Annotated in this window: 23 protein-coding genes; 4 read left to right on the top strand and 19 right to left on the bottom strand. The window is 42.4% G+C overall.

Features of this window, described 5'->3' with window-relative positions:
- Positions 1-25 precede the first annotated feature (25 nt).
- Positions 26-3,463 (top strand): transcription-repair coupling factor, encoded by a 3,438-nt coding sequence (gene mfd, locus HKX40_RS08655; protein ID WP_171589174.1) that lies wholly within the window; start codon positions 26-28, stop codon positions 3,461-3,463.
- A 332-nt stretch (positions 3,464-3,795) separates the two neighbouring features.
- Complete coding sequence (gene serB, locus HKX40_RS08660) at positions 3,796-4,656, top strand: phosphoserine phosphatase SerB (protein ID WP_171589175.1); 861 nt, start codon at positions 3,796-3,798, stop codon at positions 4,654-4,656.
- Positions 4,657-4,776: 120 nt separating this feature from the next.
- On the opposite strand, the gene HKX40_RS08665 is transcribed toward serB, so the two are convergent.
- The 3 genes from HKX40_RS08665 to HKX40_RS08675 form a co-directional block, all read right to left on the bottom strand.
- Positions 4,777-5,133, bottom strand: a complete 357-nt coding sequence (locus HKX40_RS08665; protein ID WP_246233658.1) for a hypothetical protein — start codon at positions 5,131-5,133, stop codon at positions 4,777-4,779.
- A gap of 258 nt (positions 5,134-5,391) precedes the next feature.
- Positions 5,392-7,194 carry a sodium:solute symporter family protein gene (locus tag HKX40_RS08670; RefSeq protein WP_171589176.1) on the bottom strand — a complete coding sequence of 601 codons (1,803 nt, stop codon included), beginning with the start codon at positions 7,192-7,194 and terminating at the stop codon, positions 5,392-5,394.
- A gap of 11 nt (positions 7,195-7,205) precedes the next feature.
- On the bottom strand, positions 7,206-7,475 hold the full coding sequence (locus HKX40_RS08675) for a DUF4212 domain-containing protein (RefSeq protein ID WP_171589177.1): 270 nt from the start codon (positions 7,473-7,475) through the stop codon (positions 7,206-7,208).
- A 586-nt stretch (positions 7,476-8,061) separates the two neighbouring features.
- Between HKX40_RS08675 and HKX40_RS08680 the strand changes: the two genes are divergently transcribed.
- Both HKX40_RS08680 and HKX40_RS08685 read left to right on the top strand, forming a co-directional pair.
- Positions 8,062-9,942 (top strand): DUF294 nucleotidyltransferase-like domain-containing protein, encoded by a 1,881-nt coding sequence (locus HKX40_RS08680; protein WP_171589178.1) that lies wholly within the window; start codon positions 8,062-8,064, stop codon positions 9,940-9,942.
- A 140-nt stretch (positions 9,943-10,082) separates the two neighbouring features.
- Positions 10,083-10,805: a 3'-5' exonuclease gene (locus tag HKX40_RS08685; protein ID WP_171589179.1), complete on the top strand. Its 723-nt coding sequence runs from the start codon at positions 10,083-10,085 to the stop codon at positions 10,803-10,805.
- A gap of 56 nt (positions 10,806-10,861) precedes the next feature.
- On the opposite strand, the gene HKX40_RS08690 is transcribed toward HKX40_RS08685, so the two are convergent.
- From HKX40_RS08690 to HKX40_RS08765, 16 genes are all read right to left on the bottom strand, one after another.
- On the bottom strand, positions 10,862-11,371 hold the full coding sequence (locus HKX40_RS08690) for a DUF2818 family protein (RefSeq protein ID WP_171589180.1): 510 nt from the start codon (positions 11,369-11,371) through the stop codon (positions 10,862-10,864).
- A 16-nt stretch (positions 11,372-11,387) separates the two neighbouring features.
- The gene (gene nuoN / locus HKX40_RS08695) at positions 11,388-12,872 is read right to left on the bottom strand and encodes an NADH-quinone oxidoreductase subunit NuoN (RefSeq protein WP_171589181.1); all 1,485 of its coding nucleotides are present in this window, start codon (positions 12,870-12,872) and stop codon (positions 11,388-11,390) included.
- 12 nt (positions 12,873-12,884) lie between these two features.
- Complete coding sequence (locus tag HKX40_RS08700) at positions 12,885-14,366, bottom strand: NADH-quinone oxidoreductase subunit M (RefSeq protein WP_171589182.1); 1,482 nt, start codon at positions 14,364-14,366, stop codon at positions 12,885-12,887.
- Positions 14,367-14,376: 10 nt separating this feature from the next.
- Positions 14,377-16,395 (bottom strand): NADH-quinone oxidoreductase subunit L, encoded by a 2,019-nt coding sequence (nuoL, locus tag HKX40_RS08705; RefSeq protein ID WP_171589183.1) that lies wholly within the window; start codon positions 16,393-16,395, stop codon positions 14,377-14,379.
- 11 nt (positions 16,396-16,406) lie between these two features.
- Positions 16,407-16,733 (bottom strand): NADH-quinone oxidoreductase subunit NuoK, encoded by a 327-nt coding sequence (gene nuoK, locus HKX40_RS08710; protein ID WP_171589184.1) that lies wholly within the window; start codon positions 16,731-16,733, stop codon positions 16,407-16,409.
- The gene (locus tag HKX40_RS08715) at positions 16,733-17,350 is read right to left on the bottom strand and encodes an NADH-quinone oxidoreductase subunit J (RefSeq protein WP_171589185.1); all 618 of its coding nucleotides are present in this window, start codon (positions 17,348-17,350) and stop codon (positions 16,733-16,735) included. Before HKX40_RS08715 ends, nuoK begins: the two co-directional genes overlap by 1 nt.
- A 13-nt stretch (positions 17,351-17,363) precedes the next feature.
- On the bottom strand, positions 17,364-17,849 hold the full coding sequence (gene nuoI / locus HKX40_RS08720) for an NADH-quinone oxidoreductase subunit NuoI (protein WP_171589186.1): 486 nt from the start codon (positions 17,847-17,849) through the stop codon (positions 17,364-17,366).
- 11 nt (positions 17,850-17,860) lie between these two features.
- Positions 17,861-18,961, bottom strand: coding sequence for an NADH-quinone oxidoreductase subunit NuoH (gene nuoH / locus HKX40_RS08725; protein WP_171589187.1), 1,101 nt, complete (start codon positions 18,959-18,961; stop codon positions 17,861-17,863).
- 1 nt (position 18,962) lies between these two features.
- Positions 18,963-21,281: an NADH-quinone oxidoreductase subunit NuoG gene (nuoG, locus tag HKX40_RS08730; RefSeq protein WP_171589188.1), complete on the bottom strand. Its 2,319-nt coding sequence runs from the start codon at positions 21,279-21,281 to the stop codon at positions 18,963-18,965.
- A 9-nt stretch (positions 21,282-21,290) separates the two neighbouring features.
- Positions 21,291-22,649, bottom strand: coding sequence for an NADH-quinone oxidoreductase subunit NuoF (nuoF, locus tag HKX40_RS08735; protein ID WP_171589189.1), 1,359 nt, complete (start codon positions 22,647-22,649; stop codon positions 21,291-21,293).
- Positions 22,646-23,137, bottom strand: a complete 492-nt coding sequence (nuoE, locus tag HKX40_RS08740; protein ID WP_171589190.1) for an NADH-quinone oxidoreductase subunit NuoE — start codon at positions 23,135-23,137, stop codon at positions 22,646-22,648. The genes nuoF and nuoE overlap by 4 nt, the downstream gene beginning before the upstream one ends.
- 30 nt (positions 23,138-23,167) lie before the next feature.
- Complete coding sequence (locus HKX40_RS08745; RefSeq protein ID WP_171589191.1) at positions 23,168-24,424, bottom strand: NADH-quinone oxidoreductase subunit D; 1,257 nt, start codon at positions 24,422-24,424, stop codon at positions 23,168-23,170.
- Positions 24,425-24,428: 4 nt separating this feature from the next.
- Positions 24,429-25,037: an NADH-quinone oxidoreductase subunit C gene (locus tag HKX40_RS08750; RefSeq protein ID WP_171589192.1), complete on the bottom strand. Its 609-nt coding sequence runs from the start codon at positions 25,035-25,037 to the stop codon at positions 24,429-24,431.
- A 30-nt stretch (positions 25,038-25,067) separates the two neighbouring features.
- Entirely contained in the window at positions 25,068-25,547 is a 480-nt protein-coding gene (locus HKX40_RS08755) for a NuoB/complex I 20 kDa subunit family protein (RefSeq protein ID WP_171589193.1), read from the bottom strand.
- A 21-nt stretch (positions 25,548-25,568) separates the two neighbouring features.
- Complete coding sequence (locus HKX40_RS08760; RefSeq protein WP_171589194.1) at positions 25,569-25,928, bottom strand: NADH-quinone oxidoreductase subunit A; 360 nt, start codon at positions 25,926-25,928, stop codon at positions 25,569-25,571.
- A gap of 185 nt (positions 25,929-26,113) precedes the next feature.
- Positions 26,114-26,410 (bottom strand): integration host factor subunit beta, encoded by a 297-nt coding sequence (locus HKX40_RS08765; protein WP_171589195.1) that lies wholly within the window; start codon positions 26,408-26,410, stop codon positions 26,114-26,116.

A 26,410-nucleotide genomic window follows, 5' to 3' on the forward strand; every position in this document is an offset into this window, starting at 1 on the left:
ACAGCATCACCTACTATCATCACTTATGAGTCTCATCCATCTACCCTCCCACGCTATTAAATCTGGTCAAAAATTTCTCATTGCTAGACCTGTTGGTTCTGGCGATGCGTTATGGATAACACAGCTGGCAGACTACACCAAGAAATGTTTAACAGTGTTCTGTGCGGACCCCTTAGAGGCTCAACGCTTAACTGAAGAGATGCGTCTATTTGCTTCACATCTTAAAATTCACCAGTTTCCAGATTGGGAGACACTCCCCTATGATGCTTTTTCTCCCCATCAAGACTTAATTTCTGAACGTTTGCAAACACTTAATCAGCTATGCCAAGGACTAGTAGACATTTTAGTCATTCCTGTCACTACTGCCTTGTACCGATTAGCTCCACCATCTTTCCTAGCAGCTTTTACTTTTTCATTTAAGAAAGGAGCTACGTTAGATGAGCAAGCCTTAAAAAATCAACTGATGTTGGCTAACTATACCAATGTCACCCAAGTGACCACCTCTGGTGAGTTTAGTGTGCGTGGCAGTATTATTGACATTTTCCCCATGGGGTCAGCACTACCTTATCGCCTTGATTTACTTGATGATGAGATTGACTCTATCCGCGCTTTTGATGTCGATACACAACGCAGTATTTATCCTGTCAATGAGATTAATCTACTCCCTGGTCGCGAGTTTCCAATGGACTCAGAGGCACGTCAACAGTTCCGGGCTAGATTCCGAGAGTATTTTGAGGGTGACCCATCACGTGCATTACCCTATAAAGATGTTGGTAATGGCATCAGCTTTGCAGGGATTGAATACTATCTACCCTTATTTTTTGAACAAACTGCCACTATTTTTGACTATTTGCCTGCTGATAGCATTTGCATCACCGTAGGCGATGGAGAAAAAGCTATCCGCGAGTTTAGTGAAGATACTCAAAATCGTTATCGTTTTCTCAATACAGATAGAGAGCGTCCTATCCTTGCTCCTGAAGAACTTTTCCTCTCACAAGAGCAGTTTTACACTGCCCTAAAATCCCACCCGCGTCTTGGTTTTGATGATACACAAACTAGCACGGATATTACTACCCCACCAACAGTTGCGGTACTACGTCGTCATGAACAGCCATTTCAACATCTCAGCACAGTCTTGAATAGTCATGAATGGAAAGTCTTGCTCTGCACGGACTCTGCTGGTCGCCGTGAAACGTTATTACAACTTTTGCAAGAGCATCAACTACGCCCGTCTAAAGTTGTCGATACCATTCATCAATTTCTAGCAATACCTGAAGACTTTGTAATGGCTGTAGCACCTTTGCAAAAAGGCTTTGCCTTACCAGAACAAAAGTTGCTTTTCATCACCGAAAATGACCTCTACCCAGAGAGTGTTAGTCAGTCACAACGTCGTCGACGTCAGCAAGAAAAACATAGCAATGTGGATGCGATGGTACGTGACTTGGCTGAGTTACAGGAAGGAGACCCTATTGTTCATGTACAACATGGCATTGGACGCTATCGCGGTCTTACACATATGGAAATTAATGGTGATATTGTAGAGATGCTACAGATTGACTATGCTGGTGATAGCAAACTCTACGTCCCTGTCTCTCAACTACATGTCATTTCACGTTATTCAGGAGTGGATCCAGAGACAGCACCATTACATAAACTTGGTTCAGGGCAATGGGAAAAAGCTCGCAAAAAGGCTGCCAAACAGGTAAGAGATACCGCTGCAGAGTTGCTTCATATCTATGCCCAACGTGCGTTACGCCAAGGTTATAGTTTTAACTTGCCATTACAAGACTATGAGCAGTTTGTAGCAGGATTCGGTTTTGAAGAGACGCCCGATCAAGCCCAAGCCATTAATGCTGTTATCCAAGATATGACAAGTGATAAGCCTATGGATCGCTTAGTTTGTGGTGATGTGGGCTTTGGTAAAACAGAAGTCGCCTTGCGTGCAGCATTTCTCTGTATTGCCAATGGTCAACAAGTGGTCATGCTTTGTCCAACAACCCTGCTTGCAGAACAACATGCACAAACTTTCGTTAATCGTTTTGCCGATTGGCCAGTAAAAATTGCTGAGCTCTCACGTTTCCGTACTGGCAAAGAAACTACAGCAACATTAAAAGGGCTAGAGGACGGTACTGTTGATATGGTTATCGGGACACATAAAGTCCTTTCCAAAGATGTGCATTTCAAACGATTAGGCTTGGTTATCATTGATGAGGAACATCGTTTTGGTGTGCGTCAGAAAGAAGCCCTTAAGGCATTACGTTCTGAGGTGGATATTCTTACTCTCACCGCTACTCCTATTCCTCGTACACTCAGCATGTCGCTAGAGGGTATTCGTGATTTCTCAGTGATTGCTACCGCACCACAAAAACGCTTAGCCATTAAAACTTTTGTGCGTCGTGAAGATAACAGCACCATTCGCGAAGCGGTCTTACGTGAATTAAAACGAGGTGGACAAGTTTATTTCTTACATAACGAAGTCGATACTATTTATAACCGTAAAGCTCGTTTAGAAGAATTAATTCCCGAGGCTCGAATTGGTGTAGCACATGGACAGATGCACGAACGTGAATTGGAAGTAGTCATGAAAGACTTCTATCATCAGCGTTGTAATATCTTGCTTTGCACCACCATTATTGAGACAGGGATTGATGTTCCCAGTGCAAATACCATCATTATTCATCGTGCAGACAAACTAGGACTGGCTCAATTACACCAACTACGTGGTCGCGTAGGACGTTCACACCACCAAGCCTATGCCTATTTACTCACACCTGGAGAAGATGCAATTACATCACAAGCAAAGAAACGTCTTGAAGCTATTCAATCTATGGAAGAGCTCGGATCAGGTTTTTATCTTGCCATGCACGATCTTGAAATACGAGGGACAGGGGAAGTACTGGGAGATCAGCAATCAGGAAATATTCAAGAAGTAGGCTTTACCCTCTATGCAGATATGCTTAATCGTGCTGTGCGGGCTTTAAAAGCAGGAAAAGAACCTGATTTAGAATCACCATTTGATCTTGGAACCGAGGTCAATTTACATACCTCTGCCTTGCTACCAGATGACTACTGCCCTGATATTAACATGCGTTTGTCTATCTATAAACGCCTCTCTCATGCTGAAAACAACGATGACTTGATTCAAATTCAGGAGGAACTTGTTGACCGTTTTGGTAAACTTCCTGAGGCAACCATCATGCTAATGGCAACCCACCGGCTACGTCTTATTGCTCAAGACTTGGGTATCACAAAGATTGATATTAGTGAAGAAAATGCCCTACTTGTCTTTGATGAGAAAAATAATAAAATCGATCCAGTAACAATTATTGAGCTCATTCAGAAAAATCGCGGTATCCGCCTGCAAGGACCTGATAAATTACGCATTGAACTGAAAAATATGCCAGATATTGCACAACGCATAGAAAGTATTCGTCAGTTACTAAAAACGTTGAAAGGAAAATAACACCTCTCTGTTGGGCATTGTTTGCTTGTCATTCTATCCGCCTCAAAGAGTCCTCTATCAACGATAAACCATAATACTGGCGTCATCTATGCTCTGTAGATTTTACTGGTCTACCTTATCAGCTATTTACCTTATTCCATAGTATTAAAGCTATTATCAATCCTCTTTATGGCATGTCTGATTAAGCATTCAATACAGTCTTGGGGTAGAAAACAATCTAGCTCAATATCATTTCAATGGATAGCTGCTTTCACTTTCTTTTATCTGTTTTACCGCTGCCCCCATGTTAAAATGCTTCCATTAAGTTTGCTGTCATCACGAAGGAATTTGTCATGTCCACCCCTAGTATTGTTCTCCAAGCTCCTGCCCTTTCCCTTTCTTTGATGGAACAAGCAGCAGCACTGGCGAATGCCAATCAGTTGATTTTAGAAGGTGCTCATTGCGGTTTGCTAGTCGATATAGATACCACACTAGTAGATGATGTTCGTACATGGGCAACTCAACAACGCGTGGACTTTGCCTATTTCCCCCATGGTTTAACTAATTGGCAAGATATCCGTATCTTGGCAATGGACATGGACTCTACCTTGATTAATATTGAATGTATTGATGAAATCGCTGCGATGGCGGGCCGCAAAGAACAAGTTGCCGCAATTACCGAGGCTGCTATGCGTGGTGAAATCAAAGACTTCTCTGAAAGTCTACACCGCCGTGTTGCTATGCTAGAAGGTGTACCTGCCTCTGCCCTTGAGCAGGTTTATTTAGAAAAACTTGCACCCAATCCAGGAGCTGAACTATTGCTACGCAAGGCCCATGAAGCAGGAATTAAGACCCTATTAGTCTCAGGTGGTTTTACTTTCTTTACTGAGCGCCTTCAAAAACGTCTAGGTCTTTATGAGACTCATGCTAATACCTTAGAAATTGATGCACGAGGTTACCTTACTGGTAGAGTACTTGGTAATATCGTAGATGCTCAAGCCAAAGCAGACTACCTTGCGGATTTAGCTACTCGCGAGAAAGCAGATGCCACCCAATGCATTGCAATGGGTGATGGCTCTAATGATTTATTAATGATGGAAAAGGCATTCTATTCTGTAGCCTACCGTGCGAAACCTATTGTTCAACAAAAAGCCCGCTTTAGTATCAACTACAGTGGGCTTAATGCTGTATTAAATTGGTTTGAGGGCGTTTAACTCCCTTATCTTTACATAGGTCTATCCTCTTTGATATGGTGCTAGGTATCATTTCACCTTCTTTAAACACCAAGCACAATTAACAAGTGGCTTATTAAACTAAAGAGAATTCATAGAAGACTATGCGGGCTTCTTGCGTACAGGTGGGTGTGCATGCCGTCCCATTACAAAACTAAACATCATCTTGCACCAAATCGTACTACCCGCCAATGCTGTCCATGTGTTATAAGACCACGCTTCGACTACCACTCCATAAATAGTAAAGAGCAATAGTGATGCTGCCACCACATGTAAAATTACATCAGGAATGGCAAATTTGCGAGGGTTCAATGCAGGAACACCCTTTTTAAGGGCAACCACAGAATAGTCTTTTTTTACAGCGATACGATAAGCACGATAAAGCCAAAATCCTGAAATAGGAAAAAGTGCTAAAAACAAAATCCACGTCAGTACAAGATCTACATAAAATGCCATCATAGTCCCCTTTTATCTCACTCATCAAATGATCATTACTCGGTGATTAATAACTCAAATATTTTTTATTAAAAACTCAGTAAGCTCTTAATAAACAACATTCTCCACTTTTGAATCTAGTCTGCTAACCTGATGCTATACAACATCCACATAAACACTCTCAAATAACACAGACAAAATCAATACATTGTTAACTAGCTTCTTTTACTGAATAAAATCAGCTTTAAATGGGAGGGAAAAATCTCCCTCCCCATCACTTAATTAGTGATCATGTGCTGCACCCGCACCACGTGGAATACGAATAGATTCAACCAGTTGTTGAATTTCTGCAGGAACAGCTGGTGTCACTTTACTTACGATAAACGCAACGATAAAGTTCACCATAGCACCCACTGCACCAAACCCTTCTGGAGAGATGCCAAAGAATGAGTTAGGACCACCGATAAGGTCTGTGTAAGAAGTACCTGCAATGAAGAAGATACCTTTGTGAGCAAACACGTAGAATAACGTGATGCCAACACCACACAGCATACCCCAGATAGCACCTTGTTTAGTCACTTTAGTACTAAAGATACCCATCATAATTGCAGGGAACAAGCTAGATGCTGCAATACCAAATGCTAACGCTACAGTACCTGCTGCAAACCCTGGAGGATTAAGACCTAACCAACCTGCAAAGACAATCGCCACAGCCATGGAAATCTTACCTGCAAGAAGTTCATTCTTCTCACTAATATCTGGTTTAATCACACTCTTAATCAAGTCATGTGATACTGCAGAAGAGATTGCCATCAGTAGACCTGCTGCCGTAGACAACGCTGCAGCTAAACCACCTGCTGCTACCAATGCAATAACCCAATCAGGTAAGATAGCAATTTCAGGGTTAGCCAATACAAGAATATCTGGGTTTACGGTCATCTCTGATCCTTTCCAACCAGCGGCTTCTACTTTAGCGACAAACTCAGGATTTGTGTTTTTGTCGTTATAGTATTGGATTAAACCATCACCGTTTTTATCTTGGAATTTCAATAGACCAGTTTTCTCCCAACGTTGCATCCAATCAGGTTTCGCATCAAAATGCAAGGCTGCTTCTGGAGCAAATAAATCACCACCTTTAGCTACGTTAGCATTGACTGTTGCATGTACGTTATAGCGAGCCATAGCACCTACTGCTGGGGCTGTAGTATAAAGAATCGCAATACATACAAGAGCCCAACCAGCTGATTTACGTGCATCAGCCACTTTAGGTACAGTAAAGAAACGTACAATCACGTGAGGCAAGCCTGCTGTACCAACCATCAATGATAGAGTATAGAAGAAAGTGTTTAACTTACTGCCTGCAAAAGCTGTTGTATATTCACTAAAGCCTAAGTCAGTCACTACTTGGTTAAGACGATGCAAGAATGGTTCTCCAGAATCTACCAAAGTACCTCCCAAACCAATCTGCGGAATAATATTGCCAGTAAGGTTTAGAGAAATAAAGAGAGCAGGAATGGTATATGCCAAAATCAATACGATAAATTGAGCAACTTGAGTGTAGGTAATACCTTTCATGCCACCAAACACAGCATAGAAGAACACGATACCCATACCAATATAGATACCAGTTTCACTAGACACATTAAGGAAGCGAGAGAACGCTACACCTACACCTGTCATTTGACCAATCACATAAGTCACTGATGCTAATAGCAAGCAGATCACTGCGACTGTACGAGCACTGCTACTATAGAAGCGATCACCAATAAACTCTGGTACAGTAAAACGACCGAATTTACGCAAGTATGGAGCAAGCAACATCGCTAATAGCACATAACCACCAGTCCACCCCATAAGGAATACAGTACCACCATACCCCATATTGGCAATAAGACCAGCCATACTAATAAATGATGCAGCTGACATCCAGTCTGCACCAGTTGCCATACCATTGATAACTGGTGGCACACCACCACCCGCCACGTAGAACTCCTTAGTGCTCCCTGCACGAGCCCACCATGCAATACCTAAATACAGAGCAAAGCTTGCCCCTACTACCAAGTAAGTAATCGTCTGTAAATCCATGATCCTCTCTCCTATTCTTCATGCACATCAAAGCGCTTATCAATATCGCTCATCTTCTTGGCATAGAAGAAAATCAGCACGATAAAGATGTAGATTGAACCCTGTTGAGCAAACCAAAATCCTAATGGATATCCACCCAGACTAAACTGGTTAAAGAACTCCACAAAGACAATGCCTACCACATAGGAACACAGGAACCATACAACTAGAATTGAGAATAGCAACTGTTTGGTTGCCTTCCAATAACCACTATGGTCAATAGATTTTTGATTGTCGCTCATGTTGTCTCCTCTTTTGCTAGAGTTAAGTTTTAAAGAAAATTGAATTTATTTCTGTTAATAGAAACGACAAACTTAGTATCTTTTAAGAAACTCAAAACGACAAGTTTTTTTTGCAAAAATTAGGGAAAATTCTAGTAATTTTTGAGGGTTTTTCGATAGAAATTAGTAGTAATACTGAGTAATTTTGCAACTTAAAATCTACACATCTTATCTCTTTACCGAGCCTTAGGCTAAATACTTTTTATTAGGTGAAACATATACCCCCTATAGAAAATCATACCTATACGGACAAACCACTGGCAAAGCACAAATCCGTGATAGTAAAGTGCAATAACACCTATCTCCTATCTCACTAATTAAATCCGTTTATATAAGCGTGGAAATTGACGGTCTTGAACAACATCTGTCTGCTATCTCACTGATTAAATCAGTAAAAATACCAGTTTTTTTAAATCAAAAATCCACCTAATATAAAACACATGTAGCCCTACTGTATTAGACGTAGTTCATACACCCCACACTGAAAAAAACCGATTTATTAATCAATAACAACAAATAAATAGCTCCCCACCACAGAGGATTAGACATGGACATTATTCGCACGACGATAAACCACCTACAACAGTTTATGCCTTATCAAAAAATGGATATTGCCTCCCTGACTTTTCTTGCTGAGCATATTGAGGTGAACTACTTTGCCCAAGGGGAAGTCGTGCTTAACCATACAACCACAGAACCCGAATACTTCTTTATTGTGAAACAAGGTGTTGTAGAAGGGCATCGTGAAGCCAGAGAAAACCAGTTTTACAAAAATGCCTTTGAGTTTGAGGAAGGAGAAGGCTTTCCTGTAGGACCACTGCTCTCCCATTCCCCTAATCTCAGCCAATTTATCGCAAGCACAGACTGTTTTGTTTATCAAATATCCAACCATGTTTTTCATGAACTACGCCAGCGGTCACAAGTATTTAAAGATTTCTGTGAAACCCGCGTAGCCATATTATTAGAAGAATCCAAACGCATTATCCAAAGCCAATATGCCACTCGTGACCAAGAACAACAACCTTTATCTCTACCGCTCGGTGAGCTAATTCGCAAAAACATTTACTCTTGTACACCTGATACCCCAATACGTGACATATTAAACACTATGGATAGCACAGGTATTGGCTCGATGGTAGTTGTCAATCCTCAACAACAGCCTGTGGGGATTTTTACTCTACATGATGTCTTGCGTCGCATCACTATTCCTCAAGTTAACCTAGACACACCAATTAAAGACTATATGACAGCTAATCCCATCACCTTATCACGTGATGATTTAGCATATAAAGCTGCGTTGATTATGGCAAAACATGGTTTTCGTCATATCCTTGTCGTCCATCCACATACCCAAGTCTTACTCGGTGTTGTCTCTGAGAGGGACTTATTCTCACTGCAACGCATAGGCTTACGGGAATTGAGTATCCAAATTCAGGAAGCAACCCAATTAGAAACTCTTAAAGACTGCCAAAAAGAAATTAAAAGACTGACCAAAAATATGATGGCTCAAGGGGTAGCGATTGGTCAGTTGACCCACATTATTTCAACATTAAACGACTTAATTTCTGAGAAAGTCATCTCCTTAGGGATAGCTCAATTCCCTGAAGTCAGGGATATCCGTTTTGCCTGGATGGCTATGGGTTCAGAGGGAAGACTAGAACAAATGTTTTACACTGATCAGGATAATGGTATTATTTTTGAAGATACCGATAACCGCGAAGAACATCGTGCAATCCTACTTAAGTTTGCCCACCAAGTAAACCATGACTTAAATACTCTTGGTTTTACCCTATGCAAAGGTAATATCATGGCGATGAATCCACAATGGTGTCTCAGCACGGTAGAGTGGCGTCAACGCTTTAGCAAATGGATGAATACCCCCGAACCACAGGCAATTTTAAATAGCACCATTTTCTTTGATTTTAGAGGTATTGCAGGAGATATTCGTCTTGCAGAAGAATTACGCACATGGTTATGTGAACAAGTATCTACACAGAAGATGTTCTTACGCTTTCTATGCCAAAATGCACTCTCAAATCGCCCTCCTTTAGGATTAATCAAAGACTTTACGACCAATCATAATGATGCGATTGATCTGAAAATCAACGGTGCTGCCCTACTTGTCGACATTGCCCGTCTCCTTGCTCTTGCACATGGCTCTACAGCAACGAATACTGTGCAACGGTTTAAAGATGTGGTAGATAAATCAGGCTTCACGGAAAAACAAATTAAAGGATGTATAGAGACATTTTTATTTATTCAGCTGCTACGTATGCGACACCATTTTGAATTGGAGCAAGCTGGCACTGAGTTGAGTAATGAGATAAAACCATCAGAGTTAAATACGCTAAATACAAGGGTATTAAAAGAGGCGTTTAGGTTTATCCGAGACCTACAAAGTAGCATGGCGAATAGGTATCGATTGTAATCCTGCTACCACACTTACTTCACTGCTTTTATAGATAACTATAAAGAAAACATTGGCTACAGTGAAAGTGAAATAGTAGATACTCAACCCAAGCTACAGGAGAATACACTTTGAGCGAAAGGGAGAAAAAGGAGTAACCAATGCAGATATTAAAAGCTGTGAAGCGACTATTTGCTTCTACACCAGCATTAAGCCCAGAGATAGAGCAGCGTCTAAAGGCATGGGAGGCCCTGCCTCCTCCAGACCTCACTCGAACTTTTGCAGAGAGCGAATTTATTGTTGTTGATGTGGAGACTAGTGGCTTTAGCCTGCGTAAAGATAACCTCATTGCTATTGGAGCCTGTCTGCTTAAAAATGCCAAAATCCCTCTAGCCAATGCCTTTGACATCATATTGCGTCAAGAGCAAATCAGCTCTAAGCAAAACATCCTCATCCACCACATTAGCCAAGAACAACAACTAAATGGGGTTGAACCTGCCGAAGCACTGATGCGTTTTTTAGAATATATGGGGAAACGACCATTACTCGCCTTTTATGTGGGTTTTGACCAACCCATGTTGGATAAAGCGTTTAAAAAGTATCTAGGCATCAGCCTCAAACACCACATATGGTTGGACGTTGCTTTTATTGCCCCTTTGTTTTTTCCAGAGAAAGCACGTCAGCACCGCAATCTAGACTTCTGGATGAAGCTATTTCACATCCAAAACATGAACCGTCACCATGCTGTGGCTGATGCAGTAGCGACTGCACAGGTTATGCAAGCTGTGATGAAAGCAGCTCCTATCAATCTCAATCTACAAAAACTCAAAGATATGCAAGCTAAAGCGATGAAGATTCATAACGAACTGCATGGCCCTAAATAACTTTTTATCTATAACACTCCAAAGGGTGTTATATCTCATCAAGTAATATAGAGGACCTACTCCATATGCCCTTGCCCTAATCCTGGATGACGCATTAAATGTCGCCATACAAACCCAGGGAAGGCAAGCAACACAAACAAGCAAATACCAATAGCGTAAAACTGCCAACTCTGTGTAAAACGATTAGCGTAGTAGGACTCAATAAAAAATCCTACTGCTGCAATAAAGCACACTAATAACAATAGCTCTACCATACGAGCCCAGACAGGCTTCACCGCCACATAACGACTATATAAAAACCCAGGCATAGCGAATAACACGATAAACAATACCAATCCAAACAGCTTGGCACTCATCGGTAGTACAACCTCAGTCGTTAGGTAAAAAGCACACCCCATCACGCCATAAAAAACAAAGGCACGAATAAGATAAAAGCCAGCAAACTTCTCTGGCTCCCCTTTCATGCGTACAGGCACAAAAGCGAACATCCGCTCGGTTAAAAACGGTACATTAGCACAAATAATCGCCAAGACAATAATTAACCAAACGGATGATTCAGGATACATAATACAACGCTAAAAATTAAAACGGAAACTTAAGTGATGCATCGATCACTTGTACGCACAGTGTTAACAAGCCCCCTGGTAAGATACCTAGTACAAGGATTAACAAACCGTTGATAGAGAGTACTCCACTACGGAAGCTAAGTTGCTTACCGATTTCTGGGGCATTTGTTGCTGGCTCATCAAAGTACATAGTTTTCACGACACGGAGGTAATAGAATGCACCGATAAGCGAGAACAATACAGCTACGATGGTCAAAGTTACATGACCTGCCGCAAGTGCTGCTTGTAATACCACTAATTTAGCATAGAAGCCCACCATTGGAGGAATACCTGCCAATGAGAACATCAAAATTAAAATCGCAAAGGCAAGCAAGGGGTTACGACGGTTCAATCCAGCTAAATCGCTGATTTCCTCGCTTTCAAAGCCTGCTCGACTAAGGATTAAAATCACACCAAAAGCCACCAATGTTGTTAATACGTAGGTAACCATATAGAACAACGCTGCCCCATAAGCACCTGTCGCTAACTGACCATCAGCGATACCAGATAATAGACCTAGCAGTACAAAACCTACATGGGAAATAGTAGAGTATGCCAACATACGTTTAAAGTTAGTTTGCATAATCGCGGTCAAGTTACCGATAGCCAATGATAACACCGCCAATACAACTAACATCGGTTGCCAGCTAAGTGACATTGAGCTCATAGCCTCAACTAATAGGCGCAGGGCCATCGCAAATGCTGCTAATTTAGGACCAGAAGCAATAGTCAATGTTACAGCTGTGGGAGCACCTTGATATACATCAGGAATCCACATATGGAATGGTACTGCACCAAGTTTAAAGGCAATACCTGCTACCACAAAAACGATACCAAGAATGAATGCCATTTGATCAACCTGGCCTTGAGCGAGTACTTGTGCTACATCTGAAAGATTCAATGCCCCTGTCGCTCCATATACCATAGAAATACCATAAAGCATGAAACCAGAAGCCAATGAACCCAAGATATAGTATTTCATCGCAGATTCAATACTACCAAGATGGTCTCGTCGAACAGCCACCAAGGCATATAACGCTAATGACATTAACTCTAAGCCAAGGTAAATCATCAACATGCTACTAGCAGAAATCATTACCATTTGACCTAATAGAACAAATAGGCTTAATACGTAGTACTCCCCCCCTTTAACCATGTGACGATCAATCAAGTATTGACGACTATAGATGAAAGTCACTAGTGCAGCTAGGTAAGAGAAGATTTTAAGCAAATAGGCTAAAGGATCTGCCGTAAATTGTCCGTAGAAAGTTGTGCCAACTACACCTGAGTTCCATTGAACCAAAGTAAGTACAGTCACAAAAACCAAAGACAATAACGACAACACATAGCTTACTGCACTGTCTTTGGACTTAATAAATGCCTCAATAAGCAAAATACCGGTTGCCAAAGCACAAAGAACAACTTCCGGTAAAGCGAGTGCGATATTAAATTGATTATCCATTTTGTCCCGACCTTACAGTTTAGATTGAGCCGCTTGCTCAAGCAAGTTTTGTACAGATACGTGAATCATATCAGTAAAGGCTTGCGGATAGAGACCCATAAATAGCGTAAAGATAGCTAATAAACCTAAAATTAAAAATTCACGTTTATTAATATCGGTCATATGTTCGACCTCTGGGTTGGTAATTTTGCCGTAAATCACACGTTTAGTCATCCAAAGTGAGTAAGAGGCACCAAGAATCAAGGCTGTTGCTGCCAATAAACCAATCCAGAAGTTGTAATCTACAGAGCCTAAAATCACGTAGAACTCACCCACGAAACCACTCGTTGCAGGTAAACCACTGTTTGCCATAGAGAACAACACAAAGTAAGTGGCAAATTTAGGCATCACATTGATTACACCACCATAGTCAGCGATACGACGAGTATGTAGGCGGTCATAAAGAACACCGATACACATGAACATCGCACCAGAAACAAAACCGTGAGAAATCATTTGGATAACCGCACCCTCAACCCCTGCAGTACTAAACATAAAGAAGCCAAGAGTCACAAAACCCATATGAGCTACTGAAGAATATGCCACCAGTTTCTTCATATCGTCTTGAACAATAGCCACCAACCCAATGTAAATAACGGCAATTAATGACAACGCAATCATTAAACCAGCCATACTATGTGCTGCATCAGGGGTGATAGGTAAAGAGAAACGTAAGAAACCATATGCCCCTAATTTCAACATAATCGCTGCCAACACGATAGAACCACCAGTAGGTGCCTCCACGTGTGCATCAGGCAACCATGTATGCACTGGCCACATTGGAACTTTAACAGCAAACGCTGCAAACAAGGCAAAGAACACTAGTAATTGCGCTGTCATGCCAAGTGGCACTTCATGCCATGTTGCAATATCAAACGTACCTGTTTGAGTGTACAAATAGATAAAGGCAATCAGGGTTAATAAGGAGCCTAACAAAGTGTAGAGGAAGAACTTAAATGCAGCATATACGCGATTTGGTCCGCCCCATACACCGATAATGATGTACATAGGGATAAGTGTCGCTTCAAAGAACACGTAGAACAACAAACCGTCAAGAGCAACGAACACTCCAATCATCAAACCCGATAAAATAAGGAATGCTGCCATATACTGCGCTACACGGTTTTTAATCACTTCCCAACCCGCTAATACCACGATAACCGTAATAAAAGCAGTAAGAATGACAAACCATAAGCTAATACCATCCACACCAAGGTGGTAGGCGACGTTAAACGCATCAATCCAAGGTACATTCTCTACAAACTGCATATCTGCAGTGGTAGAGTCAAAACCGAAAAGGACTGGTAAAGTCACTAGAAAGCTCACTATCGCCCCAACCAACGCCATCTTACGGGTATAGTCAGCACGTTCATCACGGCCGAAAATCAATACCAGAATACCAGCGATAATCGGTACAAAAATCGATAAGGAAAGCCATGGAAAAGTTGAATTCATTTCGCCGCCCTTAACCTAATACAAAGAATACAAAGAAAGAAATTAATACGATCAAACCCGCAATCATGGCAAAAGCATAATGATAGATATGACCAGATTGAAGCACACGGCTTACCGCAGCTACCAAACCAACCAAGCGAGTTGAACCACCAATAAAGATACCCTCAATAATGCCTTTATCCCCGATGTTCCAGAAGAACTTACCTAGGGCACGAGCACCACGTGCGAATACATTTTCGTAGATCCAGTCCACATAGTATTTGTTTTCAAGGATACGGTTAATGCTAGAGAGTGCTTTATAAATCTTAGGTGGTAATGATGGGTTCACCACATAACCATACCAAGCCACCACCAAACCAGCTACCATAAGCCAGAAAGGCACGGAAGTAAAGGCATGAATACCATAAGCCACCCAACCGTGGAATTCTTCAGCCAAATGCTCCATCGCAGGATGTTGGTGAACATCAATAAAGATGGTATTAGCAAAGTAACCACCGAATAACAAGCTATCTACTGCCCAAGCCCCTATGACTACAGAAGGAATCGCTAACACAATAAGTGGTAAAGTCACTACCCAGGGTGATTCATGAGGTGTACCACCATGGTGTCCATGATCATCATGTCCATGGGCATCGTGTCCATGATTTGAGGTATCAAAACGCTCTTTTCCATGGAATACTACAAAGTACACACGGAAAGAATACAATGAAGTCACAAATACGCCGATTAGAGTTGCATAGTATGCAAAACCAGCACCCCAAACATTCGCATAGTGAGCTGCCTCAATAATATGCTCTTTGGAATAGAAGCCTGAGAAGAATGGTGTACCGACAAGTGATAAAGTACCAATTAAGAAAGTAATCCATGTAATTGGCATATATTTGCGTAAACCACCCATATTACGAATATCTTGGTCATGGTGCATACCGATAATAACTGAACCTGCTCCCAAGAACAATAAGGCTTTAAAGAAAGCATGTGTCATCAAGTGGAATACCGCTACTGAATAAGCAGAAGCACCTAAAGCCACAGTCATATAGCCAAGCTGTGAAAGAGTAGAGTATGCAACTACACGTTTAATATCGTTTTGGATAAGACCTAAGATACCTAGGAACAGTGCACCAATAGCACCCACGATGATAATTAATGATGATGCACTAGGGGCTAACTCATACAATGGCGAGAAGCGAGATACCATAAAGATACCAGCAGTCACCATGGTCGCCGCGTGAATCAATGCAGAAATTGGTGTAGGACCTTCCATAGAATCAGGTAACCATGCATGTAAAGGCACTTGTGCTGATTTACCCATTGCACCGATGAACAGACAGATACATGCCAAGGTCAGCATATGCCAATCACCAAGCACAGTCACTTGATTAAGTTCCTCAGCTTTAGGAAAAATATCTACATAGTTCATGCTGCCAGAGAAAGCAAACACTAAACCAATACCAAGAATAAAACCAAAGTCACCTACACGGTTAACTAGGAATGCTTTCATATTGGCGAAAATCGCTGTATCTTTGGTATACCAGAATCCAATCAATAGGTAAGAAACCAAACCTACGGCTTCCCAACCAAAAAAGAGTAAGAGCATATTATTGCCCATCACCAACATCAACATTGAGAAAGTAAATAATGAGATGTAAGCAAAGAAACGGGCATAGCCAGGATCATCCACCATGTAACCGATAGTGTAGATATGAACCATCAAGGATACTGAAGTCACTACAACCATCATCAAGGCACTGAGTGGGTCAATTAGGAAACCCACATCAAGGTGAATATCACCAATCATGCTCCAAGTATAAAGCGTGCCATTAAAATAAGCATCATTTACGATAACGTTATATAAGACGTAAATAGAGGCTAAGGCAGAGAAAGCTACCAGAGCAATCGTTACCATATGAGCCCCTCGACGGCTCACAAAATTACCCAAGAAGCCCGTACCAAATAGACCTGCTAAAATCGCACCCAACAATGGAGCCAATGCGATACACGCCAAGAGAACGGGAGAAAATGTTGTCATTGTTTTTCCCCTTAGCCTTTGAGACGCGCAACGTCGTCAACATTAATAGAATGAATCTTACGGAATAGCAAGACAAGAATGGCAAGACCAATAGCTGCTTCAGCTGCTGCTACAGTAAGAATGAAGAATACGAAGATTTGCCCTGCAGCATCAGGCATGCCATTTGCATCTGGATGCCACACAGAGAAAGCTACAAAGTTCATGTTCACCGCTAATAACATCAACTCAATCGACATCAACAAGCTGATAATATTGCGACGGTTAAAGAAGATACCAAACACCCCTAGAGCAAATAAGATTGCCCCAAGAATAAGGTAATGCGCTAAAGTAAGTTCCATTATTGCTCACCTCCCTCTTGTTCAGGAGTTTCGACTTCTGATTTAAGATTTACCAAGCGAACACGCTCTTTGGCATTGACATAAAGCTGATCGCTAACCAAGACATATTTACGGTTTTTACGTTCACGTAAAGTCAAGGCAATCGCAGAAATCATACCAACTAGCAAGATGAAAGCACCAATTTGAATAGCAAAGGAATATTCGGTATACATCGCAATACCCAATGCTAAGGTGTTGTTATAACCTTCAAGCTGTGCTGGTGCTGGGGTATCCATATAAGCGGCACCAAGCACAAAAGCAATTTCAGCGACCATTACGCCACCAACGACCAAACCAAGAGGCAAGAAAGTGCGGAACCCATGTCGTAATGATTCAGGAACTACATCAATCATCATTACAACGAAAAGGAACAATACCATCACCGCTCCTACGTAGACTACTACCAGCAAGAGTCCCAAGAACTCTGCTCCGATAAGAATCCACAACATAGCAGCAGTAAAGAATCCCAAAATAAGATGCAATACAGCCACTACCGGGTGACGAGCCAATACCACACGTACCCCGGAGTAGAGTAGCACAGCGGCTAAAATATAAAATAAAATGCTTGAAAACATCATTTTACGCACCTGCCTATCGATAAGGCGCATCAGCTTGACGACGCGCAGCAATTTCGGGTTCATACTTATCACCAACCGCCAACAGCATATCTTTGGTGAAATATAAATCCCCTCGTTTTTCTCCATGATATTCATGGATATGGGTTTCTACGATAGCATCCACAGGACAGCTTTCCTCACAGAAACCACAGAAAATACATTTGGTTAAGTCGATGTCATAGCGTGTAGTACGACGACTGCCATCTTCACGTATACCAGACTCAATGCTAATCGCCATCGCAGGACAAATTGCTTCACATAGTTTACATGCAATACAACGCTCTTCACCATTGGCATAACGACGTTGTGCATGCAAACCGCGGAAACGAGGCGACATTGGCGTTTTCTCATAGGGATAACGCAAGGTAAACTTTGGTTTAAAGAAATATTTACCTGTTAAAGCCATACCCTTGATTAATTCACTCAAGAATAGGCTTGCAAAGTGATTTTTAAAACTCATCTGACCTACTCCTAGTTATGGGTCCAAATATTGAGTGGTGTTTGCATCCAAATCGCCACAACGACTAACCAAATACCAGTAAGCGGAATGAAAATCTTCCAACCCAAACGCATGATTTGGTCATAACGATAACGTGGGAATGATGCACGGAACCAAATAAAGAAAGAGACCACTACAAAAGCCTTAATACCAAGCCATAACCAACCTGGAATCAATGTAAATGGTGCAAAGTCCAAAGGACTAGACCAACCACCCAAGAACATAATAGAAGCCATTGCAGATAATAAAATCATATTGGCATACTCTGCGAGGAAGAACATCGCAAAGCCCATACCAGAGTATTCCACCATGTGACCAGCCACAATCTCAGACTCACCCTCTACCACATCAAACGGGTGGCGGTTAGTTTCAGCTACTGTCGAAATCACATAGATAACAAAAAGAGGAAGTAGTGGCAACCAGTTCCACGATAAGAATGTTAGGCCCTTATCTGCAAACCAACCTTGTGTTTGACCTGCTACGATACCATTCATATTGAGCGTACCAGAAACTAGCAACACAGTTAGCAACACAAAGCCCATTGCTAACTCATAAGAAATCATCTGTGCAGATGCACGCATCGCAGCAATAAAAGGATACTTAGAGTTAGAAGACCAACCTGCTAGAATCACCCCATACACTCCTAGCGAAGTCACCGCCATGATAAAGAGTAAACCAGCGTTAATATTGGCAAGCACTGCTTCAGGACCAAAAGGAATCACCGCCCATGCTACAAGTGCTGGAACCAAGGTCAAAATTGGTGCCACAATGTAGAGAATCTTGTTAGATTTTGTAGGGACGATAACCTCTTTAGTGAGGAGCTTTAACACATCCGCAAATGGTTGCAAAACACCGCCAGGACCTACGCGATTAGGACCACGACGAATATGCATGTAACCAATCATGCGGCGTTCCCATAAGGTTAAAAAAGCCACACAGATAATGATGGGTAAAGCAATCACTAAAATACGGACAATCGTCCAAATAATAAGCCATGGCGTCTCACCAAATAGCCCAGTACCCCACGCATTCAGCGCCGCGATACCATCTGTGAACCAAGACCAAATATCCATGTTAGATTCGCTCCACAGTTAATTGGGCATAGGCATTGCCTAAAGCCACAGTTGCATCAAATCCTTGTGCCAAACGGATAGTATCGTCAGCCAAGTTATCGTCTAATTGAACAATAAACTCACCTTCACCAACCGCAGACTTCACTTTTACCTTGTCACCATCTGCTATTTGAAGGTTACTCAACGTAACTGCATTCAAACGTGCCTTAGGTGTTTGGCTAATTGCTGTTGCTTGTAAAGCTGCCGCACGGCGTACTGTTGCATCAGTACGGTAAATTGCCACTTCCGCCACACGTTGTAGTCCCTCTGTAGGAACTGTTGTGCGACGTACTTCTTGACCTAACACAGTGACCTTGTTATTGAGGTATTGAGCTATGCCAGAACCAATCACTTCATCACGTACCTGTTCAGAAGACTCTTGCTCAAAACCTCCAAACTGTAGCATATTACCTAATACACGCAGCACTTTCCAGGCTGGACGTGATTGACCCTTACTTGCCACTACTCCTTTAAAGCTTTGTGCACGACCTTCAGCATTAACAAAAGTACCAGAGGTCTCAGTAAATGGTGCAATCGGTAACATCACTTTTGCCCAATCAGCAGCCGCTGATTTATAAGCTGTTAAAGCTACCCCAAAGGCATTCGATAAAGTTTTCTCAGCCGCAAGACCATTGTCCATATCGAACTTAGGTTCTGCATGTAAAACTAAATAGGCTTTAAGTTGATTTTCAATCATTTGTTTTGCACTCAAACCATCACCTTGAGCAACCGCACCAGTGATGTAAGCACCTACCGTATTAGCTCCAGCAGTTAAGAAACCTAATGTTGCACCGTAAGCATCTGCCAACTCTTGTGCTTTCGCTGCAATTTGGCTTGCATCAGGAGCTGCAACAGCTGCGTTACCAAGGAATACAGCAGGTTTAGAACCACCAACTAATTGGGCAGCTAATGCTTGAACGGGATCACTTAAATCAGCTTCTGCACCTGATTTCTGAGCAGCAACTGCTTTAGCTACGGCTTCTACAGTCTTAGCTAACTCAGATGGTGCCACAGTCAAACGAGCAGCTACTGGGAACAATGGATCCTCGCCATAGCTATCGATAAGCGTGATACGAGCACCTTTCTTAGCTGCTTGGCGAAGACGCTGTGCCATTAATGGATGGTCTTTACGCAAGTAAGAGCCAATCACCACCACTCCATCAACACTATCTAAATCTCTGATAGACATACCCAACCAAGGAGCACCTTCAGTAGCACGTGCAAAATTAGAGTCATTATTACGCAAGAGTGCATCAACATTGCTAGAACCTAGACCACTCATTACTCGTTTTAATAGTGCTAACTCTTCTAAAGTCGAAGTCTCTGTCGCTAGGGCACCGAGATATTCAGGACCTTCAATGCGAGCAATTTGTTCAAACGCGTCTGCGACCACTTTAAGTGCATCCTGCCAACTTACTTCACGCCATACGTTATTTTCATCACGAACCATAGGCACGGTGAGGCGATCTTCTGAATTAAGCCCCTCATAAGACCAGCGATCCTTATCACTAATCCAGCACTCATTGACATCTTCGTTTTCAAACGGAACCACACGCATCACACGGTCGCCTTTAACTTGAACCACCAAGTTAGCACCTAAGCTATCATGTGGGCTCACAGAACGACGACGAGCTAGCTCCCAAGTACGTGCAGAATAACGGAAAGGTTTAGAAGTCAACGCACCAACAGGACAAATATCAATCATATTGCCAGACAATTCCGACTCAACCGCACGTCCTACAAAGGAGGTAATCTGAGAATGCTCACCACGGTTAAGCATACCGAGTTCCATCTGACCGGCAATTTCTTGGCCAAAACGAACACAGCGAGTACATTGGATACAACGAGACATTTCCTCTGCTGACACCAACGGTCCCATAGATTTGTGCATCACCACTCGTTTTTCTTCACCAAAACGAGAGTGTGTCTTACCATAACCCATAGAGAGGTCTTGTAGTTGGCACTCACCCCCTTGGTCACAAATAGGACAGTCAAGTGGGTGGTTAATCAACAAGAATTCCATGACTGCTTTCTGAGCAGCTTGGGCTTTTTCAGAGTTTGTATGAACCACCATGCCATTGGTGACAGGGGTTGCACAAGCAGGTAGCGCTTTAGGTGCCTTTTCAACTTCTACTAAACACATACGGCAGTTAGCTGCAATAGAAAGCTTTTTGTGATAGCAGAAATGTGGCACATAGATACCGAGTTCGTTGGCAGCATGCATAACCATGCTACCATCGGGAACCGATACTGTTTTACCATCGATAGTTAATTCAACCATTATTCTGACCTATTTGTAAGGAGCCACCACACATTTCTTGTTCTCAATGTGGTAAGCGAATTCATCACGATAATGTTTTAAGAAGCCACGAACAGGCATAGCCGCTGCATCACCAAGGGCACAAATTGTACGACCCATGATATTACCAGCAACGTTATCCAACATTTCAAGATCTTCTGGACGACCTTGACCATGTTCGATACGATTAACTACGCGATACAACCAACCTGTACCCTCACGACAAGGAGTACATTGACCACAGCTTTCTTCGTGGTAGAAATACGATAAACGGAGCAATGATTTCACCATACAGCGAGTTTCATTCATTACAATCACTGCTCCAGAACCCAACATAGACCCTGCTTTAGAAATAGAGTCATAGTCCATCGTCAAATCCATCATCATGTTACCCGGAATCACTGGAGCACTAGAACCACCGGGAATAACTGCTTTAAGAGGTACACCATCACGCATACCACCCGCCAACTCTAATAGAGTAGAAAACGGAGTGCCTAATGGAATTTCATAGGTACCAGGACGTTCCACATCACCCGAGATAGAGAACAGCTTGGTACCCCCATTATTGGGAATACCTACTTCAGCATAGGCCTGACCACCATTGCGGATAATCCAAGGCACTGCAGCAAAAGTTTCCGTATTGTTAATAGTGGTAGGTTTGCCATATAAACCAAAGCTTGCTGGGAATGGAGGTTTAAAGCGTGGCTGACCTTTTTTACCTTCGAGAGACTCTAGTAAACCTGTTTCCTCTCCGCACACATAAGCACCATAACCATGATGAGCGTTAAGTTGGAAGCTAAAATCGGTACCAAGGATATTGTTACCAAGAAAACCAGCCGCACGAGCTTCTGCAATAGCCTCTTCAAAACGACGATAAATCTCGAAAATTTCGCCGTGAATATAGTTATAACCAGCACTTACACCCATGGCATAACCGGCAATAATCATACCCTCAATAACTGCATGCGGGTTGAAACGTAAGATGTCGCGATCTTTAAATGTACCTGGTTCCCCCTCGTCAGAATTACAGACGATATATTTTTGACCAGGAAAAGAACGTGGCATAAAACTCCACTTCAAACCAGTTGGGAAGCCTGCACCACCACGACCGCGAAGACCAGAAGCCTTAACCTCTGCAATCACTTGTTCTTGGGTCATACCAGTGGTAAGAATTTTACGTATAGCCTCGTAACCACCACGTTTGATATAGTCTTCGATGTGCCAGTTTTCGCCATTTAAATCAGCCAAAATTTGTGGCTTGATATGGCGACCGTGTAAGGCCATGCTCGTGGCTAAATCATTGCCGGGATTAGGTACCAAGCCTTGCGAGTATTTATCTAAAAAACTCATGCCTGCCCCTCTTTGCGAATATCCGCTAACATTTCATCAATACGTTCTTTGGACATACGAACACACATATGATGATTATTTACAAGAAGCACTGGTGCATCACCACAAGCACCCATACACTCACCTTCTTTTAATGTGATTAAACCATCTGGTGTAGTTTCGTTGATACCAATACCCAATTTTTCTTGGAGGTATTCCATTGTCTTTTCGCCATCACGCAATGCACAGGGAAGATTCGTACAAACCGTAATCTTAAAGCGACCCATAGGTTGTAAATCATACATATTATAGAAGGTCGCTACTTCTTGTACTGCAATTGCTGGCATACCAATATACTTTGCAATGTCTTCGATAATCTCAGGAGACACCCAGCCTTTTTCTGTTTGCGCAATACGCAAAGCTGACATGACAGCTGATTGGCGCTGATCGGCTGGATATTTCGCCAACTCGACATCAATCAATTTGTAAGCCTGTTCTGAAAGCAACATAGTTATTGTTCCAAATAATTCCACTATCAACTAGCGGTCAATTTCACCAAATACGATATCTTGTGTACCAATAATGGTCACTGCATCCGCCAACATATGACCACGAGACATTTCGTCAAGTGATTGCAAGTGGACAAAGCCTGGAGCACGAATCTTAAGACGATAAGGCTTATTCGCTCCATCAGATACCATATAAATACCAAACTCACCTTTTGGATGCTCAACAGCGGAGTACACTTCGCCTGCTGGTACAGGATACCCCTCGGTAAAGAGTTTGAAATGGTGAATAAGGTCTTCCATACCTGTTTTCATGTCTGCACGTTTAGGTGGAGCCACCTTGTGGTTGTCAGTCATTACAGGACCAGGGTTATTTTTGAGCCAATGAACACATTGAGCAATAATGCGATTACTTTCACGCATCTCAGCAATACGCACAAGATAACGGTCATAGCAGTCACCATTAACACCCACAGGGACATTAAACTCTAGTCGGTCATAAACCTCATAAGGCTGTTTACGACGTAAATCCCACTCCACACCAGAACCACGAAGCATCACACCAGAGAAACCAAGTGCTTTGGCACGTTCTGGCTCAACCACTCCAATACCAACTAAGCGTTGTTTCCAGATACGGTTATCAGTCAATAAAGTCTCATACTCATCAACACATTTGGGGAAACGCTTGGTGAAGTCTTCGATAAAATCAAGCAGAGAGCCTTCGCGATTGGCATTAAGACGCTTCATTTCACGCACGCTACGATATTTAGAATCAATTTCGTGCTTAGGCATCGTATCAGGCAAATCACGGTAAACACCACCAGGACGGTAGTAAGCTGCATGCATACGTGCACCTGAAACCGCCTCATAACAGTCCATCAAGTCTTCCCGCTCACGGAATGCATAAAGCATCACTGCCATTGCTCCCACATCAAGTGCGTGGGTACCCACACTCATTAAGTGATTCAAAATGCGAGTAATCTCATCAAACATCACACGGATATATTGAGCACGCAAGGGCACTTCGATGCCTAGCATGCGTTCGATTGCCATCACATAAGCATGCTCATTACAAAGCATAGATACATAGTCTAGGCGATCCATGTAAGGTAAAGCTTGTAGGAAAGTCTTGTGCTCAGCAAGCTTCTCTGTACCGCGGTGAAGCAAACCAATATGAGGATCAGCACGCTGAATGACCTCACCATTAAGTTCAAGAATCAAACGTAACACACCATGCGCTGCAGGGTGTTGCGGACCAAAGTTAAGCGTATAGTTTTTAATATCTGACATAATCTTAGCGTCCTGCTCCGTAACCCTCTTCACGAATTACACGTGGTGTAATCTCACGAGGTTCGATAGTTACTGGTTGATAAACAACACGTTGGCTTTGTTCGTCATAACGCATTTCCACATAACCAGATAATGGGAAATCCTTACGGAATGGGTGACCAATGAAGCCATAATCCGTAAGAATACGACGCAAGTCAGGGTGTCCCTCAAAGATGATACCAAACATATCAAAGGCTTCTCGCTCAAACCAGCCCAAGCTAGGCCACACATTCACCAATGTAGGCAATATAGGCATCGCATCATCAGGAGCAAAAGCACGCACACGTAAGCGCCAGTTATGTTTAGTAGAAAGAAGATGCACTACCGCAGCAAAACGTGCAGGGAAAGGAGTTGCAGGACCTTTACCAGGTAGCCCATAGGTTGAGTAATCAATACCTGCCAAATCAACAGCGATATCGAAACCAAGCAATGGTTCATCGCGTAAATTAGTACAGACTTTCACCCATTGGTCTGCGGGAATTTCTAAAGTGATTTCACCATGCTTGACCACCATAGGGAACGTGTCACCGAGGCGCTCTAGTAAGGTTTTTTCAAGTGTTTGTAAACGCGTCATAGTAATACCGTATAAGTAAGCCTGCCAACACTATGCTTCACGAGCGATAGTATTAGTACGACGGATTTTATTTTGTAATTGCAATAAACCATAGACCAATGCTTCGGCAGTCGGAGGACAGCCTGGAACATAGATGTCTACAGGGACAACACGATCACAGCCACGAACCACTGAGTAGGAGTAGTGATAATAACCACCCCCGTTCGCACAGGACCCCATGGATAACACCCAACGTGGCTCAGCCATCTGATCATAAACCTTGCGTAAAGCAGGTGCCATCTTATTGCACAAAGTCCCCGCAACAATCATCACATCTGATTGACGGGGACTAGGACGGAAAATAATACCAAATTGGTCTAGGTCATAACGTGCAGCGCCAGCGTGCATCATTTCAACGGCACAACAGGCGAGACCAAATGTCATCGGCCACATAGAACCAGTCTTCACCCAGTTCATCACCGCATCGGCGCTCGTAACGAGAAAACCCTTATTGTTTAATTGTTCTTCCATAATTGCTGCTCTTTGAAAAGATTAATCCCAATCTAATGCGCCTTTTTTCCACTCGTAGATAAAGCCAGCAGTCAAAATCACGAGGAATAAAATCGCTGTACCAAAACCTACGATACCCACATGATTATTAGCAATCGCCCAAGGGAATAAGAAAGCCAATTCCAAATCAAAAAGAATAAAAAGAATTGCGACCAAATAATAACGCACATCGAATCGCATACGAGCATCTTCAAATGCTTCAAAACCGCACTCATACGGAGAGTTTTTCTCTCCATCGGGCTTGCGGGGTCCAAGAATAGAACCCAATGACAATAGCAAACAGCCTAACCCAGTTGCCACAATAATAAAGAGGAGCACGGGCAAATATTCAGCAATACTCATAATTTCGCCGCCTATTTTAAAATAGAAAAAGTTTATAAACTGGTAGATTATAGCACTTTCACCGATTCAACTTTAGGGTAAGTACTGTAAATTTTTATTTTTTTAGCTTATGTGCAAGTTTGAACCAGAAAAAAGGCTGACACCCAACATGAGCATCAGCCTTTATGTAAATTGTTTACAACAATCTACTTATCTGTCTTGAAGACAAGATCCACTCTTTCGCGCAATTCCTTACCAGCTTTAAAGTGAGGCACACGTTTACCAGGAACCTCAACTTGCTCACCAGTTTTGGGATTACGACCAACACGGGGGGCTCGTTGTGATAAAGAAAAACTACCGAAACCACGAATTTCAATACGTTGACCTTGAACAAGAGAGTCCGTCATCGCATCAAGAATCGTCTTAACGGCTAAATCCATATCACGGACAGCGAGCTGTGGATAGCTCGCCGCCAAAGCCTCGATTAACTCTGATTTAGTCAT

The sequence above is a fragment of the Pelistega europaea genome (assembly GCF_013133775.1).
In the GTDB taxonomy this organism is placed as follows: Bacteria; Pseudomonadota; Gammaproteobacteria; order Burkholderiales; family Burkholderiaceae_B; genus Taylorella; species Taylorella europaea.

Excerpts from the sequence above, each read along its gene's own strand:
- nuoI (WP_171589186.1), bottom strand. The coding sequence starts at position 17,849 with ATGAGTTTTAAAAATCACTTTGCAAGCCTATTCTTGAGTGAATTAATC.
- HKX40_RS08700 (WP_171589182.1), bottom strand. The coding sequence starts at position 14,366 with ATGAATTCAACTTTTCCATGGCTTTCCTTATCGATTTTTGTACCGATT.
- HKX40_RS08670 (WP_171589176.1), bottom strand. The coding sequence starts at position 7,194 with ATGGATTTACAGACGATTACTTACTTGGTAGTAGGGGCAAGCTTTGCT.
- HKX40_RS08765 (WP_171589195.1), bottom strand. The coding sequence starts at position 26,410 with ATGACTAAATCAGAGTTAATCGAGGCTTTGGCGGCGAGCTATCCACAG.
- serB (WP_171589175.1), top strand. The coding sequence starts at position 3,796 with ATGTCCACCCCTAGTATTGTTCTCCAAGCTCCTGCCCTTTCCCTTTCT.
- nuoN (WP_171589181.1), bottom strand. The coding sequence starts at position 12,872 with ATGGATAATCAATTTAATATCGCACTCGCTTTACCGGAAGTTGTTCTT.
- nuoH (WP_171589187.1), bottom strand. The coding sequence starts at position 18,961 with ATGGATATTTGGTCTTGGTTCACAGATGGTATCGCGGCGCTGAATGCG.
- nuoL (WP_171589183.1), bottom strand. The coding sequence starts at position 16,395 with ATGACAACATTTTCTCCCGTTCTCTTGGCGTGTATCGCATTGGCTCCA.
- nuoG (WP_171589188.1), bottom strand. The coding sequence starts at position 21,281 with ATGGTTGAATTAACTATCGATGGTAAAACAGTATCGGTTCCCGATGGT.
- HKX40_RS08690 (WP_171589180.1), bottom strand. The coding sequence starts at position 11,371 with ATGTATCCTGAATCATCCGTTTGGTTAATTATTGTCTTGGCGATTATT.
- HKX40_RS08685 (WP_171589179.1), top strand. The coding sequence starts at position 10,083 with ATGCAGATATTAAAAGCTGTGAAGCGACTATTTGCTTCTACACCAGCA.
- HKX40_RS08745 (WP_171589191.1), bottom strand. The coding sequence starts at position 24,424 with ATGTCAGATATTAAAAACTATACGCTTAACTTTGGTCCGCAACACCCT.
- HKX40_RS08755 (WP_171589193.1), bottom strand. The coding sequence starts at position 25,547 with ATGGAAGAACAATTAAACAATAAGGGTTTTCTCGTTACGAGCGCCGAT.
- nuoE (WP_171589190.1), bottom strand. The coding sequence starts at position 23,137 with ATGTTGCTTTCAGAACAGGCTTACAAATTGATTGATGTCGAGTTGGCG.
- HKX40_RS08750 (WP_171589192.1), bottom strand. The coding sequence starts at position 25,037 with ATGACGCGTTTACAAACACTTGAAAAAACCTTACTAGAGCGCCTCGGT.
- HKX40_RS08715 (WP_171589185.1), bottom strand. The coding sequence starts at position 17,350 with ATGATGTTTTCAAGCATTTTATTTTATATTTTAGCCGCTGTGCTACTC.
- nuoK (WP_171589184.1), bottom strand. The coding sequence starts at position 16,733 with ATGGAACTTACTTTAGCGCATTACCTTATTCTTGGGGCAATCTTATTT.
- HKX40_RS08680 (WP_171589178.1), top strand. The coding sequence starts at position 8,062 with ATGGACATTATTCGCACGACGATAAACCACCTACAACAGTTTATGCCT.
- HKX40_RS08665 (WP_246233658.1), bottom strand. The coding sequence starts at position 5,133 with ATGATGGCATTTTATGTAGATCTTGTACTGACGTGGATTTTGTTTTTA.
- HKX40_RS08760 (WP_171589194.1), bottom strand. The coding sequence starts at position 25,928 with ATGAGTATTGCTGAATATTTGCCCGTGCTCCTCTTTATTATTGTGGCA.
- nuoF (WP_171589189.1), bottom strand. The coding sequence starts at position 22,649 with ATGAGTTTTTTAGATAAATACTCGCAAGGCTTGGTACCTAATCCCGGC.
- HKX40_RS08675 (WP_171589177.1), bottom strand. The coding sequence starts at position 7,475 with ATGAGCGACAATCAAAAATCTATTGACCATAGTGGTTATTGGAAGGCA.
- mfd (WP_171589174.1), top strand. The coding sequence starts at position 26 with ATGAGTCTCATCCATCTACCCTCCCACGCTATTAAATCTGGTCAAAAA.